Genomic DNA, 21,889 nt, shown 5'->3' with positions numbered 1-21,889 from the left:
AGCCGCACATGAAACAAGGAACCGACATGCAACCTCACATCAATCTGCCCGCTCCGTACATGCCGCACGCGGGTTTGATCGCGGCGTTCGAGGTGTGTCCGCTGATTGCGATCATGCGCGGCGTCACGCCCGCCGATGCGGCCGATCACGGTCAGGCGCTGTACGAAGCGGGTTTCCGGATCGTCGAAGTGCCGTTGAATTCGCCGCAGCCGTTCGACAGCATCGCGGCAATCCGCAAGGCGCTGCCGGCCGATGCGATCGTCGGTGCGGGCACGGTGCTGCATCCGAGCTTCGTCAGCGACGTGAAGTCGGCGGGCGGCGAGCTGATCGTGATGCCGCATAGCGACCCGGAAGTGGTGAGCGCCGCGAAGGCGCAAGGTCTGGCGTGCGCGCCGGGCGTCGCGACGCCGACCGAAGCCTTCATCGCGCTGAAAAACGGCGCCGACGTGCTGAAGATGTTCCCCGCCGAACAGCTCGGCTGCCAGGTCGTGAAGGCGTGGCGCGCGGTGATCGCGGCGCAGGTGCCGCTGGTGCCGGTCGGCGGGATCACGCCGGACAACATGGGGCCGTTTCTCAGCGCCGGCGCGAACGGTTTCGGGCTCGGCTCGGCTTTGTACAAGCCGGGTCAGAGCGCCGCGGTGACGGCCTCGCACGCGAAGGCGTTCATCAACGGTTTGCGCATCGCCAAGGCTGGCGCGAAGAAATGAAACGGCTCGCCGACAAGGTCGCGTTGATCACGGGCGCCGGGCGCGGCATCGGCGCGGCGATTGCGCTCGCGTTTGCGCGCGAAGGCGCGGCGGTCGTGCTGGCCGAACTGGACATCGAAACCGCGCGGCGGACGGCGGAGCAAATCGAGGCGCAAACCGGCGCGCGCGTGTTGGCGGTGCGTACCGACGTCACGCAATCAGCCTCGGTGCAGCACGCGGTGAGCGAAGCCGAACGCGCGTTCGGCGCGCTCGACGTGCTGGTGAACAACGCCGGCATCAACGTGTTCTGCGATCCGCTGACGATGACCGACGACGACTGGCGCCGCTGTTTCGCAGTCGATCTCGACGGTGTGTGGAACGGTTGCCGCGCGGTGTTGCCGGGGATGGTGGAACGCGGCGCGGGCAGCATCGTGAATATTGCGTCGACGCATGCGTTCAAGATCATTCCGGGTTGCTTTCCATACCCGGTCGCGAAGCACGGCGTGCTCGGTTTGACGCGAGCGCTCGGTATCGAATATGCGCCGCGCAACGTGCGGGTCAACGCGATCGCGCCGGGTTACATCGAAACGCAGTTGACGCACGACTGGTGGAACGAACAGGCCGATCCCGCCGCCGCCAAACAGGCGACGCTCGACTTGCAGCCGATGAAGCGCATCGGCCGCCCTGAAGAAGTGGCGATGACGGCGGTGTTCCTCGCCTCGGACGAAGCGCCGTTTATCAACGCCACCTGCATTACCGTGGATGGCGGCCGCTCGGCGCTGTATCACGATTGAACGCAGCAACGCAGCAACGCAGCAACGCAGCACGCAACAGGAAGAGTTCACCGGACGACGCGCTGGCCGCGTGTGTCACAACCGGTACAAGAAAACGCGGCCGATACCTTCTCGTTATCAATTAGTCAGGAGACACGCATCATGAAACGAAGAATTTTCCTCACGCTGGCAGCAGCGGCGGCGGGTGTGCTCTTCAACGCACCGGTCGCGCAAGCCGCCGATCCGGTCAAGATCGGCTTCCTTGTGAAGCAGCCGGAAGAACCGTGGTTCCAGGACGAGTGGAAGTTCGCCGAAATCGCCGCCAAGGAGAAGGGCTTCACGCTGGTGAAGATCGGCGCGCCGTCGGGCGAGAAGGTGATGAGCGCCATCGACAACCTGTCGGCTCAGAAAGCGCAAGGCTTCGTGATCTGCACGCCCGACGTCAAGCTCGGCCCGGGCATCGTCGCCAAGGCGAAGGCCGACGGCCTGAAGATGATGACGGTCGACGACCGTCTGGTGGACGGCGCCGGCAAGCCGATCGCCTCGGTGCCGCACATGGGCATCTCGGCGTACAACATTGGCAAGCAGGTCGGCGACGGTCTGGCTGCGGAAATCAAGAAACGCGGCTGGGACACGAAGGAAGTCGGCGCGATCGACGTGACCTACGAGCAACTGCCGACCGCGCATGACCGCACCACCGGCGCGACCGACGCGCTCCTCGCCGCCGGCTTCCCGAAGGCCAACGTGATTGCGGCGCCGCAAGCGAAGACCGACACGGAAAACGCGTTCAACGCCGCCAACATCGCGCTGACCAAGAACCCGCAGTTCAAGCACTGGATTGCTTACGCGCTGAACGACGAAGGCGTGCTCGGCGCGGTGCGCGCAGCGGAAGGCCGCGGCTTCAAGGCGGACAACATGATCGGTATCGGCATCGGCGGTTCGGAGTCGGCACTCAACGAGTTCAAGAAGCCGTCGCCCACGGGCTTTTTCGGCACCGTGATCATCAGCCCGAAGCGTCACGGCGAAGAAACCTCGACGCTGATGTACGACTGGATCACCCAAGGCAAGGAACCGCCGCTGCTCACGCTCACCACCGGCATGCTGGCCACGCGTGACAACGTGGGCGAAGTGCGCGAGAAGATGGGCCTCGCATCGAAGTAAGCAATATTGCAGTGAAATGAACTGCCGGTGCGTGTGTCTTGTTCACGCAAGAAGGCACGCACCGGCAGCAGCAATAGAAGAAGCAGTTGAGACAGACCGTGCTTGTGTCCACGGGGTCCGCGAGGTCCCATGAGGTCCACGAGGTCCATAAGGCACGTCGAGCACGGTCCACACGAAGCAACAGGAGGCGAAGTGTCAGCGACGCTACGTTTTGACAATATCGGCAAGGTTTTTCCAGGCGTGCGCGCGCTCGACGGTGTGTCCTTCGAGGTCAACGTCGGCCAGGTGCACGGCCTGATGGGTGAAAACGGTGCAGGGAAATCGACCCTGCTGAAGATTCTCGGCGGTGAATACCAGCCGGATTCGGGCCGCGTGATGATTGACGGCAACGAGGTGCGCTTCACGAGCGCGGCGTCGTCGATTGCGGCAGGAATCGCGGTGATTCACCAGGAACTGCAATACGTGCCCGATCTGACGGTCGCGGAAAACCTGCTGCTCGGCCAATTGCCGAACTCGCTCGGCTGGGTCAACAAGCGCGAAGCAAAACGCTTCGTGCGCGAACGCCTTGAAGCAATGGGTGTGGCGCTCGACCCGAACGCGAAGCTGAGGAAGCTCTCGATCGCGCAACGGCAGATGGTCGAAATCTGCAAGGCGCTGCTGCGCAACGCGCGCGTGATCGCATTGGACGAACCGACCAGCTCGCTGTCGCACCGCGAGACCGAGGTGCTGTTCAAGCTGGTGCGCGATCTGCGCGCGGACAACCGCGCGATGATCTACATCTCGCACCGGATGGACGAGATTTACGAGCTGTGCGACGCCTGCACGATTTTCCGCGACGGCCGCAAGATCGCCTCGCATCCGACGCTCGAAGGTGTGAAGCGCGAGACGATCGTGAGCGAGATGGTCGGACGTGAAATCGCCGATATCTACAACTATTCCGCGCGGCCGCTCGGTGAAGTCCGTTTCGCGGCGAAAGCGATCGAAGGACATGCGCTGACGCAACCGGCCAGCTTCGAGGTGCGGCGCGGCGAGATCGTCGGCTTCTTCGGTCTGGTGGGCGCGGGACGCAGCGAACTGATGCACCTCGTGTACGGCGCCGATCACAAGAAGGCCGGCGAACTGGTCCTCGACGGCAAGCCGATCAAGGTCCGCAGTGCCGGCGAAGCGATCAGGCACGGCATCGTGCTGTGCCCGGAAGACCGCAAGGAAGAAGGCATCGTCGCGATGGCGACCGTGTCGGAGAACATCAATATCAGTTGCCGCCGTCACTATCTGCGCGCAGGCATGTTCCTCGATCGCAAGAAGGAAGCGGAAACCGCGGACCGTTTCATCAAGCTGCTGAAGATCAAGACGCCGAGCCGCCGCCAGAAGATCCGCTTTCTGTCGGGCGGCAACCAGCAGAAGGCGATTCTGTCGCGCTGGCTGGCCGAGCCGGATCTGAAAGTGGTGATTCTCGACGAACCGACGCGCGGCATCGACGTCGGTGCGAAGCATGAAATCTACAACGTGATCTATCAGCTCGCCGAACGCGGCTGCGCAATCGTGATGATTTCTTCGGAGTTGCCGGAAGTGCTTGGCGTATCCGACCGGATCGTCGTGATGCGCCAGGGTCGTATTTCCGGCGAATTGTCGCGCAAGGATGCCACTGAACAAACGGTGTTGAGCCTCGCGTTGCCGCAAAGCTCGACCGCGCTGCCCGCCACCGCTACCAGCCAGGCGGCCTGAATATTATTTGGACGCAAGTCCGCAACCCGTGGGGAACGGGAGGAGTCTTTAACATGCAAGCCAGAGAAAACCTCGCGCGACAGGCCGCCAAAAGCGCCGCCGATGCGCTGATTCCGCAAGCCAACGACAAGGCGAAATGGTGGCAGCAGATCACCGAGTACAGCCTGATCGTGATCTTCGTGGTGATGTTCATCACGATGTCGCTGACCGTCGATCACTTCTTCTCGATCGAGAACATGCTCGGCCTCGCGCTGTCGATCTCGCAGATCGGCATGGTCGCGTGCACGATGATGTTCTGCCTCGCGTCGCGCGATTTCGACCTGTCGGTAGGTTCGACGGTCGCGTTTGCCGGCGTGCTGTGCGCGATGGTGCTGAACGCGACCGGCAATACGTTTATCGCGATCGTCGCGGCGGTGTTCGCGGGCGCGGTGATCGGCTTCGTCAACGGCGCGGTGATCGCGTATCTGCGCATCAACGCGCTGATTACGACGCTGGCGACCATGGAAATCGTCCGCGGCCTCGGCTTCATCGTGTCGCACGGGCAGGCCGTCGGCGTGTCGTCGGATACGTTCATTGCGTTGGGCGGCTTGAGCTTTTTCGGCGTATCGCTGCCGATCTGGGTCACGCTGCTGTGCTTCGTCGTGTTCGGCGTGATGCTCAATCAGACCGTGTACGGCCGCAATACGCTGGCGATCGGCGGTAATCCGGAAGCCTCGCGTCTGGCCGGTATCAACGTCGAGCGCACGCGTGTCTATATCTTCCTGATTCAAGGCGCGGTGACGGCGCTCGCCGGTGTGATTCTCGCGTCGCGGATTACGTCGGGTCAGCCGAACGCCGCCGAAGGCTTCGAGCTGAACGTGATTTCGGCTTGCGTGCTCGGCGGCGTGTCGCTGCTCGGCGGCCGCGCGACGATCTCGGGTGTCGTGATCGGCGTGCTGATCATGGGCACGGTCGAGAACGTGATGAACCTGATGAACATTGATGCGTTCTATCAGTACCTCGTGCGTGGCGCGATCCTGCTGGCCGCCGTGCTGCTCGATCAGTTGAAGAACCGCGGATCACGCGACTAAACCCGCGGGACTGAACCCGGGACTAAGCGCGGGATTAAACCCGGGACTAAACCCGGGACTCCATCCACTTTGTTGATAAAGGAATCGAACGATGTCGTCTCTGGCCAATGCAAACGCCCGTCTCGCGGACCACGCGTTCGCGCGCTATCCGAGCCTCGTCGACCGCACGGTGTTGATCACGGGCGGCGCGACCGGCATCGGCGCATCGTTCGTCGAGCATTTCGCGGCGCAAGGCGCGCGCGTCGCGTTCTTCGATATCGATGCGACAGCGGGCGCAGCGCTCGCCGATGAGCTCGGCGATTCGAAACACAAGCCGCTGTTCCTGCCGTGCGATCTGACCGATATCGACGCGCTGCGCAAAGCGATCGCCGATGTGAAAGCCGCGCTTGGCCCGATCCAGGTGTTGGTGAACAACGCGGCGAACGATCGGCGTCACACGATTGGCGAAGTGACGCCCGAGTTCTTCGACGCGGGCATCGCGGTGAATCTCCGCCATCAGTTCTTCGCGGCGCAAGCGGTGACGGAGGACATGAAGGCGGCCAACGCGGGCTCGATCATCAACCTCGGCTCGATCAGCTGGATGCTGAAGAACGGCGGTTATCCGGTGTACGTGATGTCGAAATCGGCGGTGCAGGGTTTGACGCGTGGGTTGGCGCGCGACCTCGGCCCGTTCAATATCCGCGTCAACACGCTGGTGCCGGGCTGGGTGATGACGGAGAAGCAGAGGCGTCTGTGGCTCGACGACGCGGGCCGGCGCTCGATCAAGGAAGGCCAGTGCATCGACGCCGAATTGCTGCCCGCCGACCTCGCGCGTATGGCGCTCTTCCTCGCCGCCGACGATAGCAGGATGATCACCGCGCAGGACATCGTCGTGGACGGAGGCTGGGCGTGAGTGCGGCGGCGCACTCGCACCGCGCGACGTTGCTGATCGATGCGAAATGCACGCTCGGCGAGGGCGCGACGTGGTGCGCCAAAACCGGCCGCTTCTACTGGACCGATATCGAAGGCGCGCGGCTGTGGCGCTACGATCCGAGCGACGGCCGCAGCACGTTCTGGCGCATGCCCGAGCGCCTCGCGACTTTCGCGCTGTGCGCCGATCCGCATTACCTGTTGCTCGGTTTGGCCACGCATCTGGCGTTTTTCGATCTCGCGACCGGCGAGACGCGGCGTATCGTCGACGTCGAGCCGGAGCTGAACACGCGCGTGAACGATGGCCGCTGCGATCGTCAGGGGCGTTTTGTATTCGGTACGAAAGACGAAGGCTCGCCGCTGCAAGCAATTGGCGGGTTTTACCGCCTGAACCGGGATTTATCGCTGGAGCGCTTGCTGCTGCCCGCGCCGGCCATCTCGAACAGCATTGCGTTCAGCCCGGACGGCGCAACGATGTACTACTGCGATTCGCCGACGCGCGAAATCCGCGCCTGCGACTATCGCGCGGACGGCAGCGTCGCCAACGACCGCGTTTTCGTCACGCTGACGGACGCTACCGGTGAACCCGACGGCTCAACGGTCGATTGCGACGGCGGCTTGTGGAACGCGCAATGGGGCGGCAGGCGGGTCGTGCGTTATGGCGCCGACGGCGCTGAAACCGAGCGCGTCGACGTGCCGACCGCCCAGCCGAGCTGCGTCGCGCTAGGTGGCCCCCCAAGGGGACTTCCTTCGGGGCGTCCGCAGTTGGGCACGCTGTACATCACGAGCGCGCGCATTGGACTCGATGCCGCCGCGCTCGCAGGCGATTCGCAGGCGGGCAGTGTGTTTATCGCAACACCCGGGCGGCGGGGTTTGCCCGAACCTGTGTTCCAGGGCGCGCCTGCATAGCGCAGAATGACGCTGCCCCGGTTGTCGAGGCGGCGGTTATGGCAGATAGCAGTGAATTTGACGGTGAATCCAGCGTTGATGCCGCAAACTCGGCGGCAGCAAGTCGGCAGCATGCAGTTCGGACCCAGAGGCGACCGGTTCAAAAATCGCCCAACAGTATCCGTCAGCGATGACGACAACGTCCCACGCCTCTCGATGGAGCCAGATATGACTGTTGCGAATCTAGTTTCCGCTTCTTCTCCGAGCCAGAGCCAAAGCCAAAGCCGGCGCGCGCGGCTTGCCGCGGCGGCCACTCCGGTGCTTCCCGGTCCCAGTACGTCGGCGGTCGCGGTGGGCGAAACGAGCGGCGGCGATGTCGCCTGCATTACGCTTGCCAACGCGCATCTGCGCCTCGATGTCGCGCCGACGCTCGGCGGCGGCGTCACCCGTTTCGACTGGCGCAACGACGGCGCGCTCACGCCGATCTTTCGACGCTGCCGCCACGTCGGCGCCGATACGCATCCGAACCAGCTTGCCTGCTATCCGCTGCTGCCGTATTCGAACCGGATCGGCGGCGGCCGTTTCAATGTCGCGGGACGGCGTGTCGACGTGCCGCGCAACCGCGCCGACGAGCCTTTGCCGATTCACGGCGACGGCTGGCAGTCGGCGTGGCAGGTCGTCGAGGCGGACCGCGAAAATGTGCGCCTGACGCTCGATCGCCACGACGGCAAGCCGTACGCGTTTCGCGCCACGCAAACCTATACGCTGGACGGCCCGACGCTCGTTGTGACGCTGGAGATCGAGAACGCCGGCCGTGAGTCGTTGCCTTTCGGGCTGGGCATCCATCCATTTTTCGTGCGCGATGCGGATACCGAACTGTCGGCGGCGGCCGGCGGCCTGTGGCTTTCCGGCGACGACTGGCTGCCGGTGCGCCATGTGCCGGCGCCGCCCGCGTGGCAATTCGGCGTCGCGTATCCGTTGCCGGAAACCATCGTCAATCACGCGTTCACTGGCTGGAGCGGGCAGGCGGCGGTGGTGTGGCCGAAGCGCCGCCTGTCGCTGACGATCGCAGCCGACACCGACTATTACGTGCTGTACACGCCGTCCGGCGAAGACTTCTTCTGCTTCGAGCCGGTCGATCATCCGATCAACGCGATGAATCTGGCCGGCGGCGCGTGCGAGAACGGCATGACGATGCTGGGACGCGGCGAGCGGCTGACGCGCTCGTTCCGCTTTACCGTCGAACGCACCGGTTTGCGCTCGATGCCGGGCGTGCGCGGCTCGCGTCGGCGGCAGTAGGCGGCGGTAGGCGGGCGGGGCGGCACGGTGCGATGCGGGCGCGGAATGACGCGAGCGCGACCCGCCGTGCCGGACGGGTAAAATACGCGCCTCTTCCGTTATCGGCTCGCCGCGAGACTCACCATGTCCAATTTCACCCAGACACTCAACGACGCCTGGCAGCGCACGAACTCGCTGCTGTGCGTCGGCCTCGACCCCGAGCCCAGCAAATTCCCGGGTGCGCTCGCCGGCCGTCCCGAAGCGATTTTCGATTTCTGCCGGACGATCGTCGACGCCGCGGCGCCGTATGCATCGTCGTTCAAGCCGCAGATCGCGTACTTTGCCGCACATCGCGCGGAAGACCAGCTCGAGCAGCTGATCGCGCACATTCATGCGAATCATCCGGGCCTGCCGGTGATTCTGGACGCGAAGCGCGGCGATATCGGCAGCACCGCCGAACAATACGCGCGCGAGGCGTTCGAGCGCTATCAGGCGGACGCGGTGACGGTCAATCCGTATATGGGTTTCGATTCGATCGAGCCGTATCTGGAGCACCACGGCAAAGGCGTGATCGTGCTGTGCCGGACTTCGAATCCCGGCGGCTCGGATCTGCAGTTTCTGGAAACGGGCGGGCGTCCGCTGTATCAGGTGGTCGCGCAACTCGCGGCGGACAAATGGAACGCGAGCGGGCAACTGGGTCTCGTGGTCGGCGCGACCTTCCCGAAGGAAATCGAAGTGGTGCGTGGGATCGTCGGCGAAATGCCGTTGCTGATTCCTGGTATCGGCGCGCAAGGCGGTGACGTGCAAGCGACGGTCAACGCCGGCCGTACGGCAAAGGGCACGGGCATGCTGATCAACTCGTCGAGGGCGATTATCTACGCCGGTCAAGGCGACGATTTCGCCGAAGCCGCCGCGAAGGCCGCAATGGAAACGCGCGACCGGATCAATTCGTTTCGATGATGGACGGCTGTCGTTGTTAAAGACAGTTTCTTGATCCGCTTCGGTACAGGCCGGTTAAGCAGCCGGCCCCAGCCGCTCGATCAACGCCGCATGCTGCGGATGTTGTGCCTTCAACGCGCCGACATCCGCCAGCTCGAATTCGCTGAATTCAAACCCCGGCGCCACCGTGCAGCCGACCAACGCGAAGGTGGCAGGATCGGCGCATTCGGCGGCGAACCACAAACCCGCTGGCACCACAGCCTGAAACACGGTGTCAGGCTGCGTCAGCGTATTGCCCAGCCGGTGCGTGACCCATTGGCCTTTCTCATCGAGCACGTGCACATTCAACGGCTCGCCGGCATAAAAATGCCAGACCTCGTCGGACTTGATCCGATGCCACGCCGAATGCGCGCCGTCGCAGAGCAGGTAATAGATCGCGGTGGAAGCGGAGCGCGTCTCAGCTGACCCGTCATGGCGGCTTACCCGCCCGGCCGACCGGTACGTCTCGCTAAAAAATCCGCCCTCCGGATGCGGCTTCAGATCGAAGCGCCGGATCAACTCGTCTTTGGCTGCGTACGATTCGGGCATCCTGGGCAATTCGGGCATCCTGGGCATCCGACCGGAAGTCAATGTTCGCGCTCGTCGAGCAACGCCAGCATGCCGCGCAATGCGTGCGCGGCGGCCTGCACGCGGATCCTCTCGCGGTCGCCCTTGAACACCTTCGTTTCCACCGACGTATGCAGCCGGTTGCTCCAGCCGAACGACACCATGCCGACCGGCTTCGTTTCAGTGCCGCCGCCCGGGCCGGCGACGCCGGTGATCGACAGCGACACCTGCGCGCGGCTGTTGCGCAGCGCGCCTTCGGCCATTGCGCGCGCCACCTGCTCGCTGACCGCGCCGTGCCTGTCGATCAGCTCGGCCGGCACGCCGATCATTTCGCACTTCGCCTGGTTCGAATACGTGACGAAGCCGCGCTCGAACCAGCCGCTGCTGCCGGAAATATCGGTGATCGCGGTCGCCACCATGCCGCCCGTGCAGGATTCGGCGGTCACGAGCATCAGGCGTTCGTCGCGCAAACGGTTGCTCACGCGAATGGCGAGCTGGTGAACCACGGAATCGGTAGGCATGGCGTCAATCCGGAAAACGGGAAGCCGGCGACCGGCAACGGGCGACGGGCGGCCGGCAACCGGCGGCCGGCGGCGGTTAAACCGACATACGCCAGAGCGCGATCACGAGCAGCGTGAAAAACGCGGCGACCAGGTCATCGAACATGATGCCAAAGCCACCTTTCAGCCGGCGGTCGAAATAACCGATCGGCGGCGGCTTCACCATGTCGAAGAAGCGGAACACGATGAATGCAGCGAACTGCCCGGCCAGCGTGACCGGTGTGACCATCAGCAGCACCAGCCAGAACGCGATGATTTCATCCCACACGACCGGCGACGGATCGTCGACGCCGAGCTTCTTCGCGGTAAAGCCGCAGATCGCAATGCCGCCGACAAACCCGACGGCGATCAGCAGACCCCACTCGATCACAGTCAGATAGCGGCTCAACACGGCGAACGAGGCCCACGCGAACAGCGTGCCGACGGTGCCCGGCGCAACCGGCGACAAGCCGCTGCCGAAACCCAGCGACAGAATATGCAGCGGGTGCGACAGCATGAAGCGCGCGGTGGCGCGGCGCGGCCCCGGGCGAGGCGGGCGCGGATCGGGCGCTTTGGGCGGCGTGCTGCCGATGAGATCGTCGGCGGGGCCGAGCGAGGGATCAGTCTGCATGGAAATGATCGAAGCCTTGCAACGTCAGGGTGAGCGGCGTGCCGGCGGCGTCGCGCCAGCCGATCGCCGGGCGGTCGGCCGCCGTTTGAAGAGCGCTTATTGTACCGATGCGCGTGACCGGCACATCCACCTTGCGGCCGGCCGCTTCGATCGATGCGCGTGCGGCGACAGGCGCGGTGAAACACAGCTCGTAATCGTCGCCGCCGGCCAACGTGCAGCGCCGCTGGATTTCGGGCGACAAGCGCCGTAATGCGGCAGAGCGCGGCACGGCGTCGACATCGACGGTGGCGTGCATTTTCGAGCGTTCGAGGATGTGCAGGAGGTCGCCGGCGAGCCCATCGGACAGATCGAGCGCCGCGTGCGCGATGCCGCGCAGCGCAAGACCCAGCGCGATGCGGGGCTCCGGGCGCTCGAGGGCGCGGCGAAACGTCGCAGTGTCCGCGAGATCCGCCGACCACTCGCCGCGCTGAACGCCCAAGCCGGCGCGCGCGTCGCCGAGCGTGCCGGAGATCCAGACGTCGTCGCCGGGTTGTGCGGCGTCGCGGCGCAGCGCCAGGTGCGGCGGCACGCTGCCGAATACGGTGATGCACAGATTCAACGGACCGCCCGTCGTATCGCCGCCGATCAGCTCGCAACCATAGCGTTCAGCCATCGCGAAGAGCCCCTCGCTGAATGCGGCGAGCCATGCCTCATCGGCTTGCGGCAAGGAGAACGCCAGCGTGAACGCCTGCGGCTTTGCGCCCATCGCGGCGAGGTCCGACAGATTGACTGCGAGCGTCTTGTGACCGAGCGCTTCGGGATCGATGTCGGCAAAGAAGTGGCGGCCTTCGACCAGCATGTCCGTCGATATCGCCAGCATCTCGCCGGCGCGCGGCGCGAGGAGCGCGCAGTCGTCACCGATGCCGAGCGTGCCGTCGACGGCGTTGGGCGGCAAAGCGGCGGCGCGGCGCGCGAAAAAACGATCGATCAGTGAAAACTCGGAGAGCATAGTGGCGATGAGTGAACGGGTAAAGGCGGTGAAAAGCCGCTAACGGCGCGCATTGTAGGGAGAAGGCGGCGGCTATACACCCGATCCGCACCCGATCCGCACTCAATCCACATTCGACTCGCGCTCCGCCCGAAGCGCGCTTCGCGCACCTTTCGCTGTATTTCAGTCGCGGCAGTTGTACCCGTATTGAAGGAATTGGGGCGGCGATTGGGGCTACAATGCCGTCGAACATCTATTCTAATCCGCCCTTCGAAGCCCGCCTTATGTCGACTCCCGTCAATAGCAAACTCCGCGAAGCCGCTCTCGATTATCACGAGTTCCCCACGCCCGGGAAGATCGCGATCGCCCCGACCAAGCAGATGATCAACCAGCGCGACCTCGCGCTGGCGTACTCGCCGGGCGTCGCGTTCGCGTGCGAGGAAATCGTCGAAAACCCGCTGAACGCTGCCCGCTTCACTGCGCGCAGCAATCTGGTGGGCGTCGTTACCAACGGCACCGCGGTGCTGGGTCTCGGCAACATCGGGCCGCTCGCGTCGAAGCCGGTCATGGAAGGCAAAGCCGTCCTGTTCAAGAAGTTCGCCGGCATCGACGTGTTCGATATCGAGCTGAACGAGTCCGATCCGCACAAGCTGGTCGACGTGATCGCGGCGCTTGAGCCGACCTTTGGCGGCATCAATCTCGAAGACATCAAGGCGCCGGACTGCTTCATCGTCGAACGCGAATGCCGCAAGCGCATGAAGATTCCGGTCTTCCACGACGACCAGCACGGCACCGCGATCGTCGTTGCCGCGGCGATCACCAACGGTCTGAAGGTGGTCGGCAAGGACATCAAGAAGGTCAAGCTGGTGTCGTCCGGTGCGGGCGCGGCGGCGCTGGCCTGTCTGGATTTGCTGGTCGATCTCGGCTTGCCGCTCGAAAACATCACCGTCACCGATCTGGCCGGTGTGGTCTATAAGGGCCGCGCCGAACTGATGGACCCGGACAAGGAACGCTTCGCACGCGAAACCGAAGCCCGCACGCTCGCCGAAGCAATTGGCGGCGCGGACATTTTCCTGGGTCTCTCAGCCGGCGGCGTGCTCAAGCAGGACATGGTCAAGCAGATGGCGGATAAGCCGCTGATTCTGGCGCTCGCCAACCCGACGCCGGAAATCCTGCCGGAGCTGGCGCTCGAAGTGCGCCCGGACGCGGTGCTCTGCACGGGCCGTACGGACTATCCGAACCAGGTGAACAACGTTCTGGTGTTCCCGTTCCTGTTTCGCGGCGCGCTGGATGCGGGCGCGACGACGGTCACGCGTGAAATGGAAATCGCGGCGGTCAATGCGATCGCCGAACTGGCGCGCCAGGAGCAGAGCGACATCGTCGCAGCAGCGTACGGCATCCAGGATCTCTCGTTTGGTCCGGCATACCTGATTCCGAAGCCGTTCGACCCGCGCCTGATCGTCAAGGTCGCGCCGGCGGTGGCGAAGGCCGCGATGGATTCGGGCGTCGCCCAGCGTCCGATCGAGGACATGGACGCGTATGAACAGCATCTGCAGCAATTCGTCTATCACAGCGGCACGACGATGAAGCCGGTCTTCCAGCTGGCGCGCAGCGTCGAGCCGGCGAAGAAGCGCATCGTGTTCGCGGAAGGCGAAGAAGAGCGCGTGCTGCGCGCGATGCAGATCATCGTCGACGAAAAGCTCGCCAAGCCGATTCTGATCGGCCGTCCGGCGGTGATCGAGCAGCGCATCGCGCGCTACGGTCTGCGTCTGGTGGCGGGGCAGGACTACACGGTCGTCAATACCGACCACGATGAGCGCTACCGCGACTTCTGGCAGGAATATCACAAGATGATGTCGCGCAAGGGCATCACCGCGCAGATGGCCAAGCTCGAAATGCGCCGCCGCACCACGCTGATCGGCGCGATGCTGGTGAAGAAGGGCGAGGCGGACGGCATGATCTGCGGCACGATCAGCACCACGCATCGTCATTTGCACTTCATCGATCAGGTGATCGGCAAGCGCGAAGGTTGCGCTGTCTACGCGGCAATGAACGCGCTGGTGTTGCCGAACCGGCAGATTTTCCTGGTCGATACGCACGTGAACGTCGATCCGACGCCGGAACAGCTCGCCGAAATCACGATCATGGCCGCCGAAGAAGTGCGCCGTTTCGGTATCGAACCGAAGATCGCGCTGGTGTCGCATTCGAACTTCGGTTCGAGCAACGCGCCGACCGCGCAGAAAATGCGCGACACGCTGGAAATCCTGCGCGAGCGCGCGCCGGACCTGCAAGTGGACGGCGAAATGCACGGCGACGTCGCGCTCGACGCGAATCTGCGCCGCGAAGTGCTGCCTGACTCGACGCTCGAAGGCGACGCGAACCTGCTGGTGCTGCCGAATATCGACGCGGCCAACATCTCGTACAACCTGCTGAAGACCGCCGCGGGCAACAACATCGCGATCGGTCCGATGCTGCTGGGCGCGGCCAAGCCGGTGCACGTGCTGACCGCATCGGCCACGGTTCGCCGCATCGTCAACATGACGGCGCTGCTGGTTGCGGACGTGATCGCCGCCCGTTAATCCGGGACTGAAGCTGGGAACCCGAGCGCATCGGGCCTCAGACGAAAAAAAAGGCGTGCCCGCAATGGGCACGCCTTAGGGTGAACAGGGGATAGCCACCCAAAAAAGGCTGAACAAAGCCATTTCGCCTTGAGGGACCATACGACCGGCCCACAGGGGCGGAGCTACGGCAACTTGATCCCCAACTGCATCCTCAAGTGCACTATTAAGCTAATTTTAGCCTGTACAGGCTAAAATTTCTGTCAAAAGTCGTCAAAGCCCGCGCCGAGGCGCTTTGCCGCGCGATTGGAACCTTTTGCCTGCCGAGCGAACGTTGATTCCGGGGGGCTTTAGCGATACCCTTACGTCTTTCATGGTCGTCAAACTCGTGATCTAACAGCGGGGAACCCTGATTCATGGCACGCAACTGGCTACGCAATGGCGTGCTGATCGGTGCTTTGACGTTCTGCGGCTTATCCGGCTCCGTGCCTGGCGCGTTTGCGCGCGACTACGCGGCGCCCGCCAGTGCAGACACGCAAGTACAGGGCACCATCTCGGCGGCGCAGTTGCCGCGCGAAGCGGTCAATACATTGAACTTGATTGCCGCAGGCGGGCCTTACCGGTATGAGAAGGACGGCATTGTATTCGGCAATCACGAACGGTTGCTGCCGCCGCATCGGCGCGGCTATTACCACGAATACACCGTTCCTACGCCTCGCGCACATAATCGCGGCGCGCGTCGCATCGTCTGCGGAGGTCCGCTAAAGCGAACCGATAACTGTTACTACTCCGACGACCACTACACCAGTTTTAATCGTATTGTTGAATGACATCGGGATGAACGGCATGAGCGACAACGTCTACGCGCACGACTCCGGAGTCGCGACGGATCTTTTCGCGGCCGGCGACGGCAATTTGTTCCAGCGCGTCATGAAGATGCGCGCCGGCGGTCAAGGCCGGGAGAATAACCAGAGCGAAGCCAGCACGGTGCTTTCATCGAACGAGGAGCCCATGAGTCTTTTCCAGACCGTGCGACCGAACATCGTACAGTCGATCCGCGCGTTTCGCGTGCAGGATCTAGCTGATGAAGCCAATCAGCTCGGACAGCATTTTCTGTATGCGTACTGCGCAAACGCGCAGACCAAGCAGGAAGTGCTCGAGACCATTGCTACGTCGTTCCTGTTTCCGAAGCATTTTGGCAAGAATTACGATGCGCTCTACGATTGTCTGACCGATCTGGTTCACAAAGCGGGCGCGCAGCCCGGCTTCGTGATCGTGCTCGAGCAACTGCCGCTCGCACAGAAATTCGACAAGGAAGGGCGCGAGACGCTATTGGACGTGTTCCGCGAAGCGGCCGAGTTCTGGGCCGAGCGCAAGGTCGCGTTCCGGGTGTTTTATTCGTTTGCCTGAACGCCGCTTGCCGCAGTAAAAGAAAGCAAAAGGCCCGCCGAATCGCGGGCCTTTTGCTTTGGTGTTCGAATCTCTGGTTCTCAGTTCGGCTGCCGGACTGCCGCGGTCTGCAAGGCGCCGCGCGTCAGGGCTGCTTACCAGCCGCCCCAGCGAGCCGCCAGTGCCGAGAGCACCGCGATACCGGCGGTTTCGGTACGCAGCACGCGTGGACCGAGACCGACGGCCGTGAAACCGTGATCGGTCGCCGCCGCTTCCTCAGTGGCCGAAAAACCGCCTTCCGGTCCGACCAGCACGGTCACACGGCCGTACGGCGGATTGGCCGGCAGCGCCGAAAAGCTGATGCTCGCGCGTGGCGAGAGCAGGATTCGCAGTTCGCCCTCTTCAGGCTCGCGCGGCAGCGCGCCGAGCCAGGTGGCGATCTCGCGCACCGGCATGATTTCCGGCAGGCGGTTGCGCCCGCACTGTTCGCACGAGGCGCGCACGATGCCTTGCCAGTGCGCATGCCGCCGCTGCGCGCGGTCGCCGGCAAGACGCACGACGCTGCGCGTGGTGGTGAGCGGCACGAAACTGGATGCGCCCAGTTCGACTGCCTTTTCGACCAGCCAGTCCATCTTATCGCCGCCGGCGATGCCTTGAGCGAGCGTCAGGCGATACGGCGCTTCAACTTCGATATTGCGGAATTCGTGGATCCTTACCTTGGCTGAGCGGCGTTCGACTTCGACGAGTTCGGCGCTATACTCGCCGCCTTCGCCGTTGAAAAGCACGATCGAATCGCCGGGCTGCAAACGCAGCACGAGAATGTGGCGCGTGACGTCATCGGGAAGCTGCATGATGTCGCCGGGCTGAAGAGGTGTACCGACGAAGAAGCGAGGCATCAAAAAAATACTCATTGGTTCAGGAAAGGTGGCGAGCGAGCGCCCAACGGTAGCCGTCCAGATCTTCGACCTGGGCAAACCGGTCGCCCCAGAACTGATCCTGTGGCTCGCTCAGCGATTTTGCGCCGGCGGCCAGTGCCCGCGCGTAAACCGCGTCGACATCGTCGACATAGAGATAGAACGATTGCGGCGCAATCGCGCCTGCGCTTTTGGGTGTCCTGGCAGCCGAGCCGAACGCGCCTTCCGGCGCGAACATCACGATCAATTGGCCTTGATAGGTCATCTCGACATGCATGACAACACCGTCGTCCTGGACACTGTCGCGTACTTCGAAACTGAATGCCGCTTCGAAGAACGCGGTCGTGGCACGTGCGTCGCGTACCGTCAGATAGGGGGTCAACCAGGGCACACCGGCTGGGCGGGGGGCGGTCATGGATTTCTCCGGATCTATTGAGTTTGCGGGGCGCGTGCTGCGAAGCCAGGCGGGCGGCCGCCGTATCGATAACCGATAGCGCGCCGACTGGACCGTGCATTTTGCTCCTGCGTTACCGCGATGGCTTTAAGAATTGACTTAGTTTATCGTGCACGGACCGAGAAGCCGAGAACAGTCCGGCGTGCATGGCCGCGTCGTCATGCTTCGGCGCGTCGATTGGACGCGACGTAATGCGCAGCATCGCCGATCACCAGTTCGACGCGCAGATCGTCAGCGGTGCAACGAGCGGGGGTTACGCGCGAGGGGCGAGTCAACGTTCTGTTAGAATGTCACGCTTTCAGCCTTGTCCGTTTGCTCTGCCCGTTTCGCGTCTCCCGGCGCCGCACCGTGCGCCGAGGCGGACTGGCCTCCGAGCTTCCGGGCCTCAAGCGCGCACCGCTTTTTGGACTCTGTCTCCGGACTCGACATGACGACCCCGTCTCCCGCACACACCTCCCTGATGGCGAACGCAATCCGCGCGTTGTCCATGGATGCCGTTCAACAAGCGAATTCCGGCCACCCCGGCATGCCGATGGGCATGGCCGAAATCGGCGTGGCTTTGTGGTCGCGCCATCTGCGCCACAACCCGAAGAATCCGCATTGGGCCGACCGCGACCGCTTCATTCTGTCGAACGGCCACGGCTCGATGCTGCTGTATTCGCTGCTGCATCTGACCGGCTACGACCTGCCGATCGAAGAGTTGAAGAACTTCCGCCAGATGCATTCCAGGACGCCGGGTCACCCGGAATACGGCATCACGCCGGGCGTCGAAACCACCACGGGCCCGCTCGGCCAGGGTCTGGCCAATGCAGTCGGTATGGCGCTCGCCGAATCGCTGCTCGCCACCGAATTCAACAAGCCTGACGCGAAGATCGTCGACCACCACACGTACGTGTTCGTCGGCGACGGCTGCCTGATGGAAGGCATCTCGCATGAAGCCTGCTCGCTCGCCGGCGTGCTGAAGCTGAACAAGCTGATCGCGTTCTACGACGACAACGGCATCTCGATCGACGGCGAAGTGGTCCACTGGTTCCACGACGACACGCCCAAGCGCTTCGAAGCGTACGGCTGGAACGTGATTCCGAACGTGGTCGGCCATGACGTCGACGCAGTCGACGCCGCGATCAAGCAAGCCAGGCAATCGGACAAGCCCACGCTGATCTGCTGCAAGACCGTGATCGGCGAAGGCGCGCCGACCAAGGCCGGCAGCCACGATTCGCACGGCGCGCCGCTCGGCGAAAAGGAAATCGCGGCGACCCGCGCGGCCATCGGCTGGAAGTGGGAGCCGTTCGTGATTCCGCAGGAAGTCTACGCAGCGTGGGACGCGAAGGAAGCCGGCGCGCGCCTCGAGTCCGACTGGGACAAGGCATTCGCGCAATACGCGGCGAAATACCCGCAGGAGGCGGCTGAATTCACGCGCCGCAACGCGAAGCAACTGCCCGCCGACTGGAAGGAAAAGGCGCAGGCAATCATCGCCGGTGCGAACGAACGCGCGGAAACCGTCGCGACGCGCAAGGCATCGCAGCAAGCAATCGAAGGGTTGTCGGCGGTGCTGCCGGAACTGCTCGGCGGTTCCGCCGACCTGACCGGCTCGAACCTGACCAACTGGAAGGCCGCCAAGCCCGTGCGCGTGAACGCGGAAGGCAAGGCCGCCGGCAACTACGTGAACTACGGCGTGCGCGAGTTCGGCATGAGCGCCGCGATCAACGGCGTCGCGCTGCATGGCGGCTTCAAGGCGTTCGGCGGCACGTTCCTGACCTTCTCCGACTACAGCCGCAACGCGCTGCGCGTGGCCGCGCTGATGAAAGCGCCGTCGATCTTCGTGTTCACGCACGACTCGATCGGCCTCGGCGAAGACGGTCCGACTCACCAGTCGATCGAACATGTCGCGAGCCTGCGTCTGATTCCGAATCTGCAAGTGTGGCGCCCGGCCGATACGGTCGAAACGGCGGTGGCCTGGACCCACGCGGTCGAGCATCAAGGCCCGTCGTGCCTGATCTTCAGCCGTCAGAACCTGCCGTTCTCGGAGCGCACGGACGCGCAGATCGCCAACATCGAAAAGGGCGGCTACGTGTTGCGCGACTGGAACGACGAGATCGTCGCGCGCAAGATCATCCTGATCGCAACGGGTTCGGAAATCGAACTGGCGTTGAAGGCCGTCGAGCCGCTGGCGCGCGAAGGCATTGCGGCACGTGTTGTGTCGATGCCGTCGACCACCGTGTTCGACAAGCAGGACGCCGCCTACCGGGAACGCGTCTTGCCGCACGGTGTGCGCCGCGTCGCGATCGAAGCGGGCGTCACGGATTTCTGGCGCAAGTATGTGGGTCTGGAAGGCGGCGTGGTCGGGATCGACACGTTCGGCGAATCGGCCCCGGCGGGCGTGCTGTTCAAGCATTTCGGCTTCACCGTCGAGCACGTCGTAGAGACGGCTAAAGCCGCACTCGGCTGATCTTCGGCAAGCGTTGCCGCACGCGTGCGAACGTGCGGCAACGCAGCCAGTCAGACGGAATGGACGTATTTTTTTCAGCCATCAGGAGATAGACCATGACGATTCGCGTCGCAATCAACGGCTACGGCCGGATCGGCCGCAACACGCTGCGCGCCTTCTATGAAAACGGCAAGAAGCACGATATCGAAATCGTCGCCATCAACGATCTAGGCGATGCCAGGACGAACGCTCACCTGACGCAATACGACACGGCGCACGGCAAGTTCCCGGGCGAAGTGTCGGTGGACGGCGACTACCTCGTTGTCAACGGCGACAGGATCCGCGTGCTGGCCAATCGCAACCCGGCGGAACTGCCGTGGGGCGAGCTGAACGTCGACGTCGTGATGGAATGCACGGGCTTTTTCACGACCAAGGAAAAGGCCAGCGCGCACATCAAGGGCGGCGCGAAGAAGGTCATCATTTCGGCGCCGGGCGGTAAGGACGTCGACGCAACGATCGTCTACGGCGTGAACCACAACGTGCTGAAGGCATCGGACACGGTGATCTCGAACGCATCGTGCACGACCAACTGCCTGGCACCCCTCGTCAAGCCGCTGAACGACAAGATCGGCCTCGTGAACGGTCTGATGACGACGATTCACGCGTACACGAACGACCAGGTTCTGACGGACGTGTACCACGAAGACCTGCGCCGCGCGCGTTCGGCCACGCACAGCCAGATCCCGACCAAGACCGGCGCCGCATCGGCTGTCGGGCTGGTGTTGCCGGAACTGAATGGCAAGCTGGACGGCTACGCGATTCGCGTCCCGACGATCAACGTGTCGGTCGTCGACCTGTCGTTCATCGCCGCGCGCGACACGACGGTCGAAGAAGTCAACGCGATCATGAAGGAAGCATCGCAAGGCGCGTTGAAGGGCATCCTCGGCTACAACGACGCACCGCTGGTCTCGATCGACTTCAACCACAACCCAGCTTCGTCGACGTTCGACGCAACGCTGACCAAGGTGTCGGGCCGTCTGGTGAAGGTGTCGAGCTGGTACGACAACGAGTGGGGCTTCTCGAACCGCATGCTGGACACGGCTGTGGCGCTCGCCAACGCGAAATAAGGCGAGTCTGTTTCGTATGCCCTGCAGCTCTGGCCGCAGGGACAAAAGAGCCGCTCTTCGGAGCGGCTTTTTTACGCCCGCGCCTGCGGGGTCGGGAAGTAAACGCCGGCGCGCTGCGCGGCGTTGGCGATATGGGTTTCGATCGCTTTGCCGGCCGCCGCGGAATCGCGCGCCTTGAGCGCGTCGAGAATCGCGCGATGCTCGTGGTAAGTGGACAGCACAAGCTCGCGCCGATAGAACGGCAGCCGTTGGCTCTCCTTCATGACGTCAGCGCTGCTGCGCAAAATCGATTCGATGGCCGCATTGCCGGCAATGCTCACGATTCGCATGTGGAAGTCGTAGTCGAGCTGGGCGGCTTCGTCGAGTTCTTCGCAGGTGAGCGCTTCGTGCATCGCCGCGATATTGTCTTCGAACCATGCGAGATCGGCGTCGCTGACGGCCAGCGCCGCCATTCGCGCGGCAAAGCCTTCAAGCGCGAAACGCATCTGGTAAGTATCCGGCAGCGACGATTGCTCCGCGAAGCGCCACGATCGCGCAGCCGTAGCCTGCGCGCTTTCCACATACACGCCCTTACCGGGGCGTATCACCAGCAAACCGAGCGCTTCGAGGGTGGACAGCGCTTCACGCAGCGACGCGCGGCTGATCGCCAGTTCTTCGGAGAGCTGGCGCTGCGCCGGCAGCAAACTGCCCACCGGATAGGCGCCCGCTTCGATCCGGTCGCGGATGGTCGCGATGGCGGCATCAGTAACGGTATGCGGAACGTTTTTCATCCTGGCTCACTTGTGGTGCGGTCTGACCAGTATTGTAATACGCGTTCTGAACGCGCGTACGGACAGCCGCCCGTACT

The 21,889-nt window shown here is 63.5% G+C and carries 21 protein-coding genes; 14 read left to right on the top strand and 7 right to left on the bottom strand.

The window, feature by feature from the left end:
- Positions 1–26 precede the first annotated feature (26 nt).
- From AC07WT_RS18405 to pyrF, 9 genes are all read left to right on the top strand, one after another.
- Positions 27–707 (top strand): 2-dehydro-3-deoxy-6-phosphogalactonate aldolase, encoded by a 681-nt coding sequence (locus tag AC07WT_RS18405; protein ID WP_492595415.1) that lies wholly within the window; start codon positions 27–29, stop codon positions 705–707.
- Positions 704–1,480, top strand: coding sequence for an SDR family oxidoreductase (locus AC07WT_RS18400; RefSeq protein ID WP_494948029.1), 777 nt, complete (start codon positions 704–706; stop codon positions 1,478–1,480). The genes AC07WT_RS18405 and AC07WT_RS18400 overlap by 4 nt, the downstream gene beginning before the upstream one ends.
- Positions 1,481–1,621: 141 nt before the next feature.
- Positions 1,622–2,620 (top strand): arabinose ABC transporter substrate-binding protein, encoded by a 999-nt coding sequence (locus AC07WT_RS18395; RefSeq protein WP_492595413.1) that lies wholly within the window; start codon positions 1,622–1,624, stop codon positions 2,618–2,620.
- 192 nt (positions 2,621–2,812) lie between these two features.
- Positions 2,813–4,345 carry an L-arabinose ABC transporter ATP-binding protein AraG gene (gene araG / locus AC07WT_RS18390; protein ID WP_494948028.1) on the top strand — a complete coding sequence of 511 codons (1,533 nt, stop codon included), beginning with the start codon at positions 2,813–2,815 and terminating at the stop codon, positions 4,343–4,345.
- Positions 4,346–4,398: 53 nt separating this feature from the next.
- Positions 4,399–5,415: an L-arabinose ABC transporter permease AraH gene (gene araH / locus AC07WT_RS18385; RefSeq protein ID WP_492595411.1), complete on the top strand. Its 1,017-nt coding sequence runs from the start codon at positions 4,399–4,401 to the stop codon at positions 5,413–5,415.
- A 91-nt stretch (positions 5,416–5,506) separates the two neighbouring features.
- A complete protein-coding gene (locus tag AC07WT_RS18380; protein WP_494948027.1) occupies positions 5,507–6,307 on the top strand; it encodes an SDR family NAD(P)-dependent oxidoreductase in 801 nt (266 codons plus the stop codon).
- Positions 6,304–7,233: an SMP-30/gluconolactonase/LRE family protein gene (locus tag AC07WT_RS18375; protein ID WP_494948026.1), complete on the top strand. Its 930-nt coding sequence runs from the start codon at positions 6,304–6,306 to the stop codon at positions 7,231–7,233. Before AC07WT_RS18380 ends, AC07WT_RS18375 begins: the two co-directional genes overlap by 4 nt.
- Positions 7,234–7,440: 207 nt before the next feature.
- Complete coding sequence (locus AC07WT_RS18370) at positions 7,441–8,511, top strand: aldose 1-epimerase (protein WP_494948025.1); 1,071 nt, start codon at positions 7,441–7,443, stop codon at positions 8,509–8,511.
- 123 nt (positions 8,512–8,634) lie between these two features.
- Positions 8,635–9,450 carry an orotidine-5'-phosphate decarboxylase gene (gene pyrF / locus AC07WT_RS18365; protein ID WP_492595407.1) on the top strand — a complete coding sequence of 272 codons (816 nt, stop codon included), beginning with the start codon at positions 8,635–8,637 and terminating at the stop codon, positions 9,448–9,450.
- 54 nt (positions 9,451–9,504) lie between these two features.
- Here pyrF and AC07WT_RS18360 read toward each other — a convergent pair whose 3' ends face one another.
- The 4 genes from AC07WT_RS18360 to thiL all read right to left on the bottom strand — a co-directional run bounded on the left by AC07WT_RS18360 (position 9,505) and on the right by thiL (position 12,193).
- Positions 9,505–10,017: a cupin domain-containing protein gene (locus AC07WT_RS18360; protein ID WP_492595406.1), complete on the bottom strand. Its 513-nt coding sequence runs from the start codon at positions 10,015–10,017 to the stop codon at positions 9,505–9,507.
- Positions 10,018–10,055: 38 nt separating this feature from the next.
- Positions 10,056–10,556 (bottom strand): CinA family protein, encoded by a 501-nt coding sequence (locus AC07WT_RS18355; protein ID WP_492595405.1) that lies wholly within the window; start codon positions 10,554–10,556, stop codon positions 10,056–10,058.
- A 76-nt stretch (positions 10,557–10,632) separates the two neighbouring features.
- Positions 10,633–11,205, bottom strand: a complete 573-nt coding sequence (locus tag AC07WT_RS18350) for a phosphatidylglycerophosphatase A family protein (protein ID WP_494948024.1) — start codon at positions 11,203–11,205, stop codon at positions 10,633–10,635.
- Entirely contained in the window at positions 11,195–12,193 is a 999-nt protein-coding gene (gene thiL / locus AC07WT_RS18345) for a thiamine-phosphate kinase (protein ID WP_494948023.1), read from the bottom strand. Before thiL ends, AC07WT_RS18350 begins: the two co-directional genes overlap by 11 nt.
- Positions 12,194–12,411: 218 nt before the next feature.
- On the opposite strand from thiL, the gene AC07WT_RS18340 reads away from it, so the two are divergent.
- The 3 genes from AC07WT_RS18340 to AC07WT_RS18330 all read left to right on the top strand — a co-directional run bounded on the left by AC07WT_RS18340 (position 12,412) and on the right by AC07WT_RS18330 (position 16,140).
- Entirely contained in the window at positions 12,412–14,751 is a 2,340-nt protein-coding gene (locus AC07WT_RS18340) for an NADP-dependent malic enzyme (protein WP_494948022.1), read from the top strand.
- A 395-nt stretch (positions 14,752–15,146) separates the two neighbouring features.
- The gene (locus AC07WT_RS18335; protein WP_494948021.1) at positions 15,147–15,560 is read left to right on the top strand and encodes a ribonuclease; all 414 of its coding nucleotides are present in this window, start codon (positions 15,147–15,149) and stop codon (positions 15,558–15,560) included.
- 16 nt (positions 15,561–15,576) lie between these two features.
- Positions 15,577–16,140: a barstar family protein gene (locus AC07WT_RS18330; RefSeq protein ID WP_494948020.1), complete on the top strand. Its 564-nt coding sequence runs from the start codon at positions 15,577–15,579 to the stop codon at positions 16,138–16,140.
- 134 nt (positions 16,141–16,274) lie between these two features.
- Here AC07WT_RS18330 and AC07WT_RS18325 read toward each other — a convergent pair whose 3' ends face one another.
- Positions 16,275–17,015, bottom strand: coding sequence for a 16S rRNA (uracil(1498)-N(3))-methyltransferase (locus AC07WT_RS18325; RefSeq protein WP_494948019.1), 741 nt, complete (start codon positions 17,013–17,015; stop codon positions 16,275–16,277).
- Between the two features lie 19 nt (positions 17,016–17,034).
- Entirely contained in the window at positions 17,035–17,448 is a 414-nt protein-coding gene (locus AC07WT_RS18320) for a VOC family protein (RefSeq protein WP_494948018.1), read from the bottom strand.
- A 466-nt stretch (positions 17,449–17,914) separates the two neighbouring features.
- On the opposite strand from AC07WT_RS18320, the gene tkt reads away from it, so the two are divergent.
- Together tkt and gap are read left to right on the top strand one after the other, a co-directional pair.
- Entirely contained in the window at positions 17,915–19,936 is a 2,022-nt protein-coding gene (gene tkt, locus AC07WT_RS18315; protein WP_494948017.1) for a transketolase, read from the top strand.
- A gap of 95 nt (positions 19,937–20,031) precedes the next feature.
- Complete coding sequence (gene gap / locus AC07WT_RS18310; protein WP_494948016.1) at positions 20,032–21,042, top strand: type I glyceraldehyde-3-phosphate dehydrogenase; 1,011 nt, start codon at positions 20,032–20,034, stop codon at positions 21,040–21,042.
- Between the two features lie 71 nt (positions 21,043–21,113).
- Here gap and AC07WT_RS18305 read toward each other — a convergent pair whose 3' ends face one another.
- Complete coding sequence (locus AC07WT_RS18305) at positions 21,114–21,812, bottom strand: FadR/GntR family transcriptional regulator (RefSeq protein WP_494948015.1); 699 nt, start codon at positions 21,810–21,812, stop codon at positions 21,114–21,116.
- Between the last annotated feature and the right edge of the window lie 77 nt (positions 21,813–21,889).

Source organism: Paraburkholderia sp. GW821-FHT02A12 (genome assembly GCF_059422005.1).
Note: the sequence above shows the minus strand (reverse complement) of the source record. Positions and strands in the feature narration are given on the sequence as shown.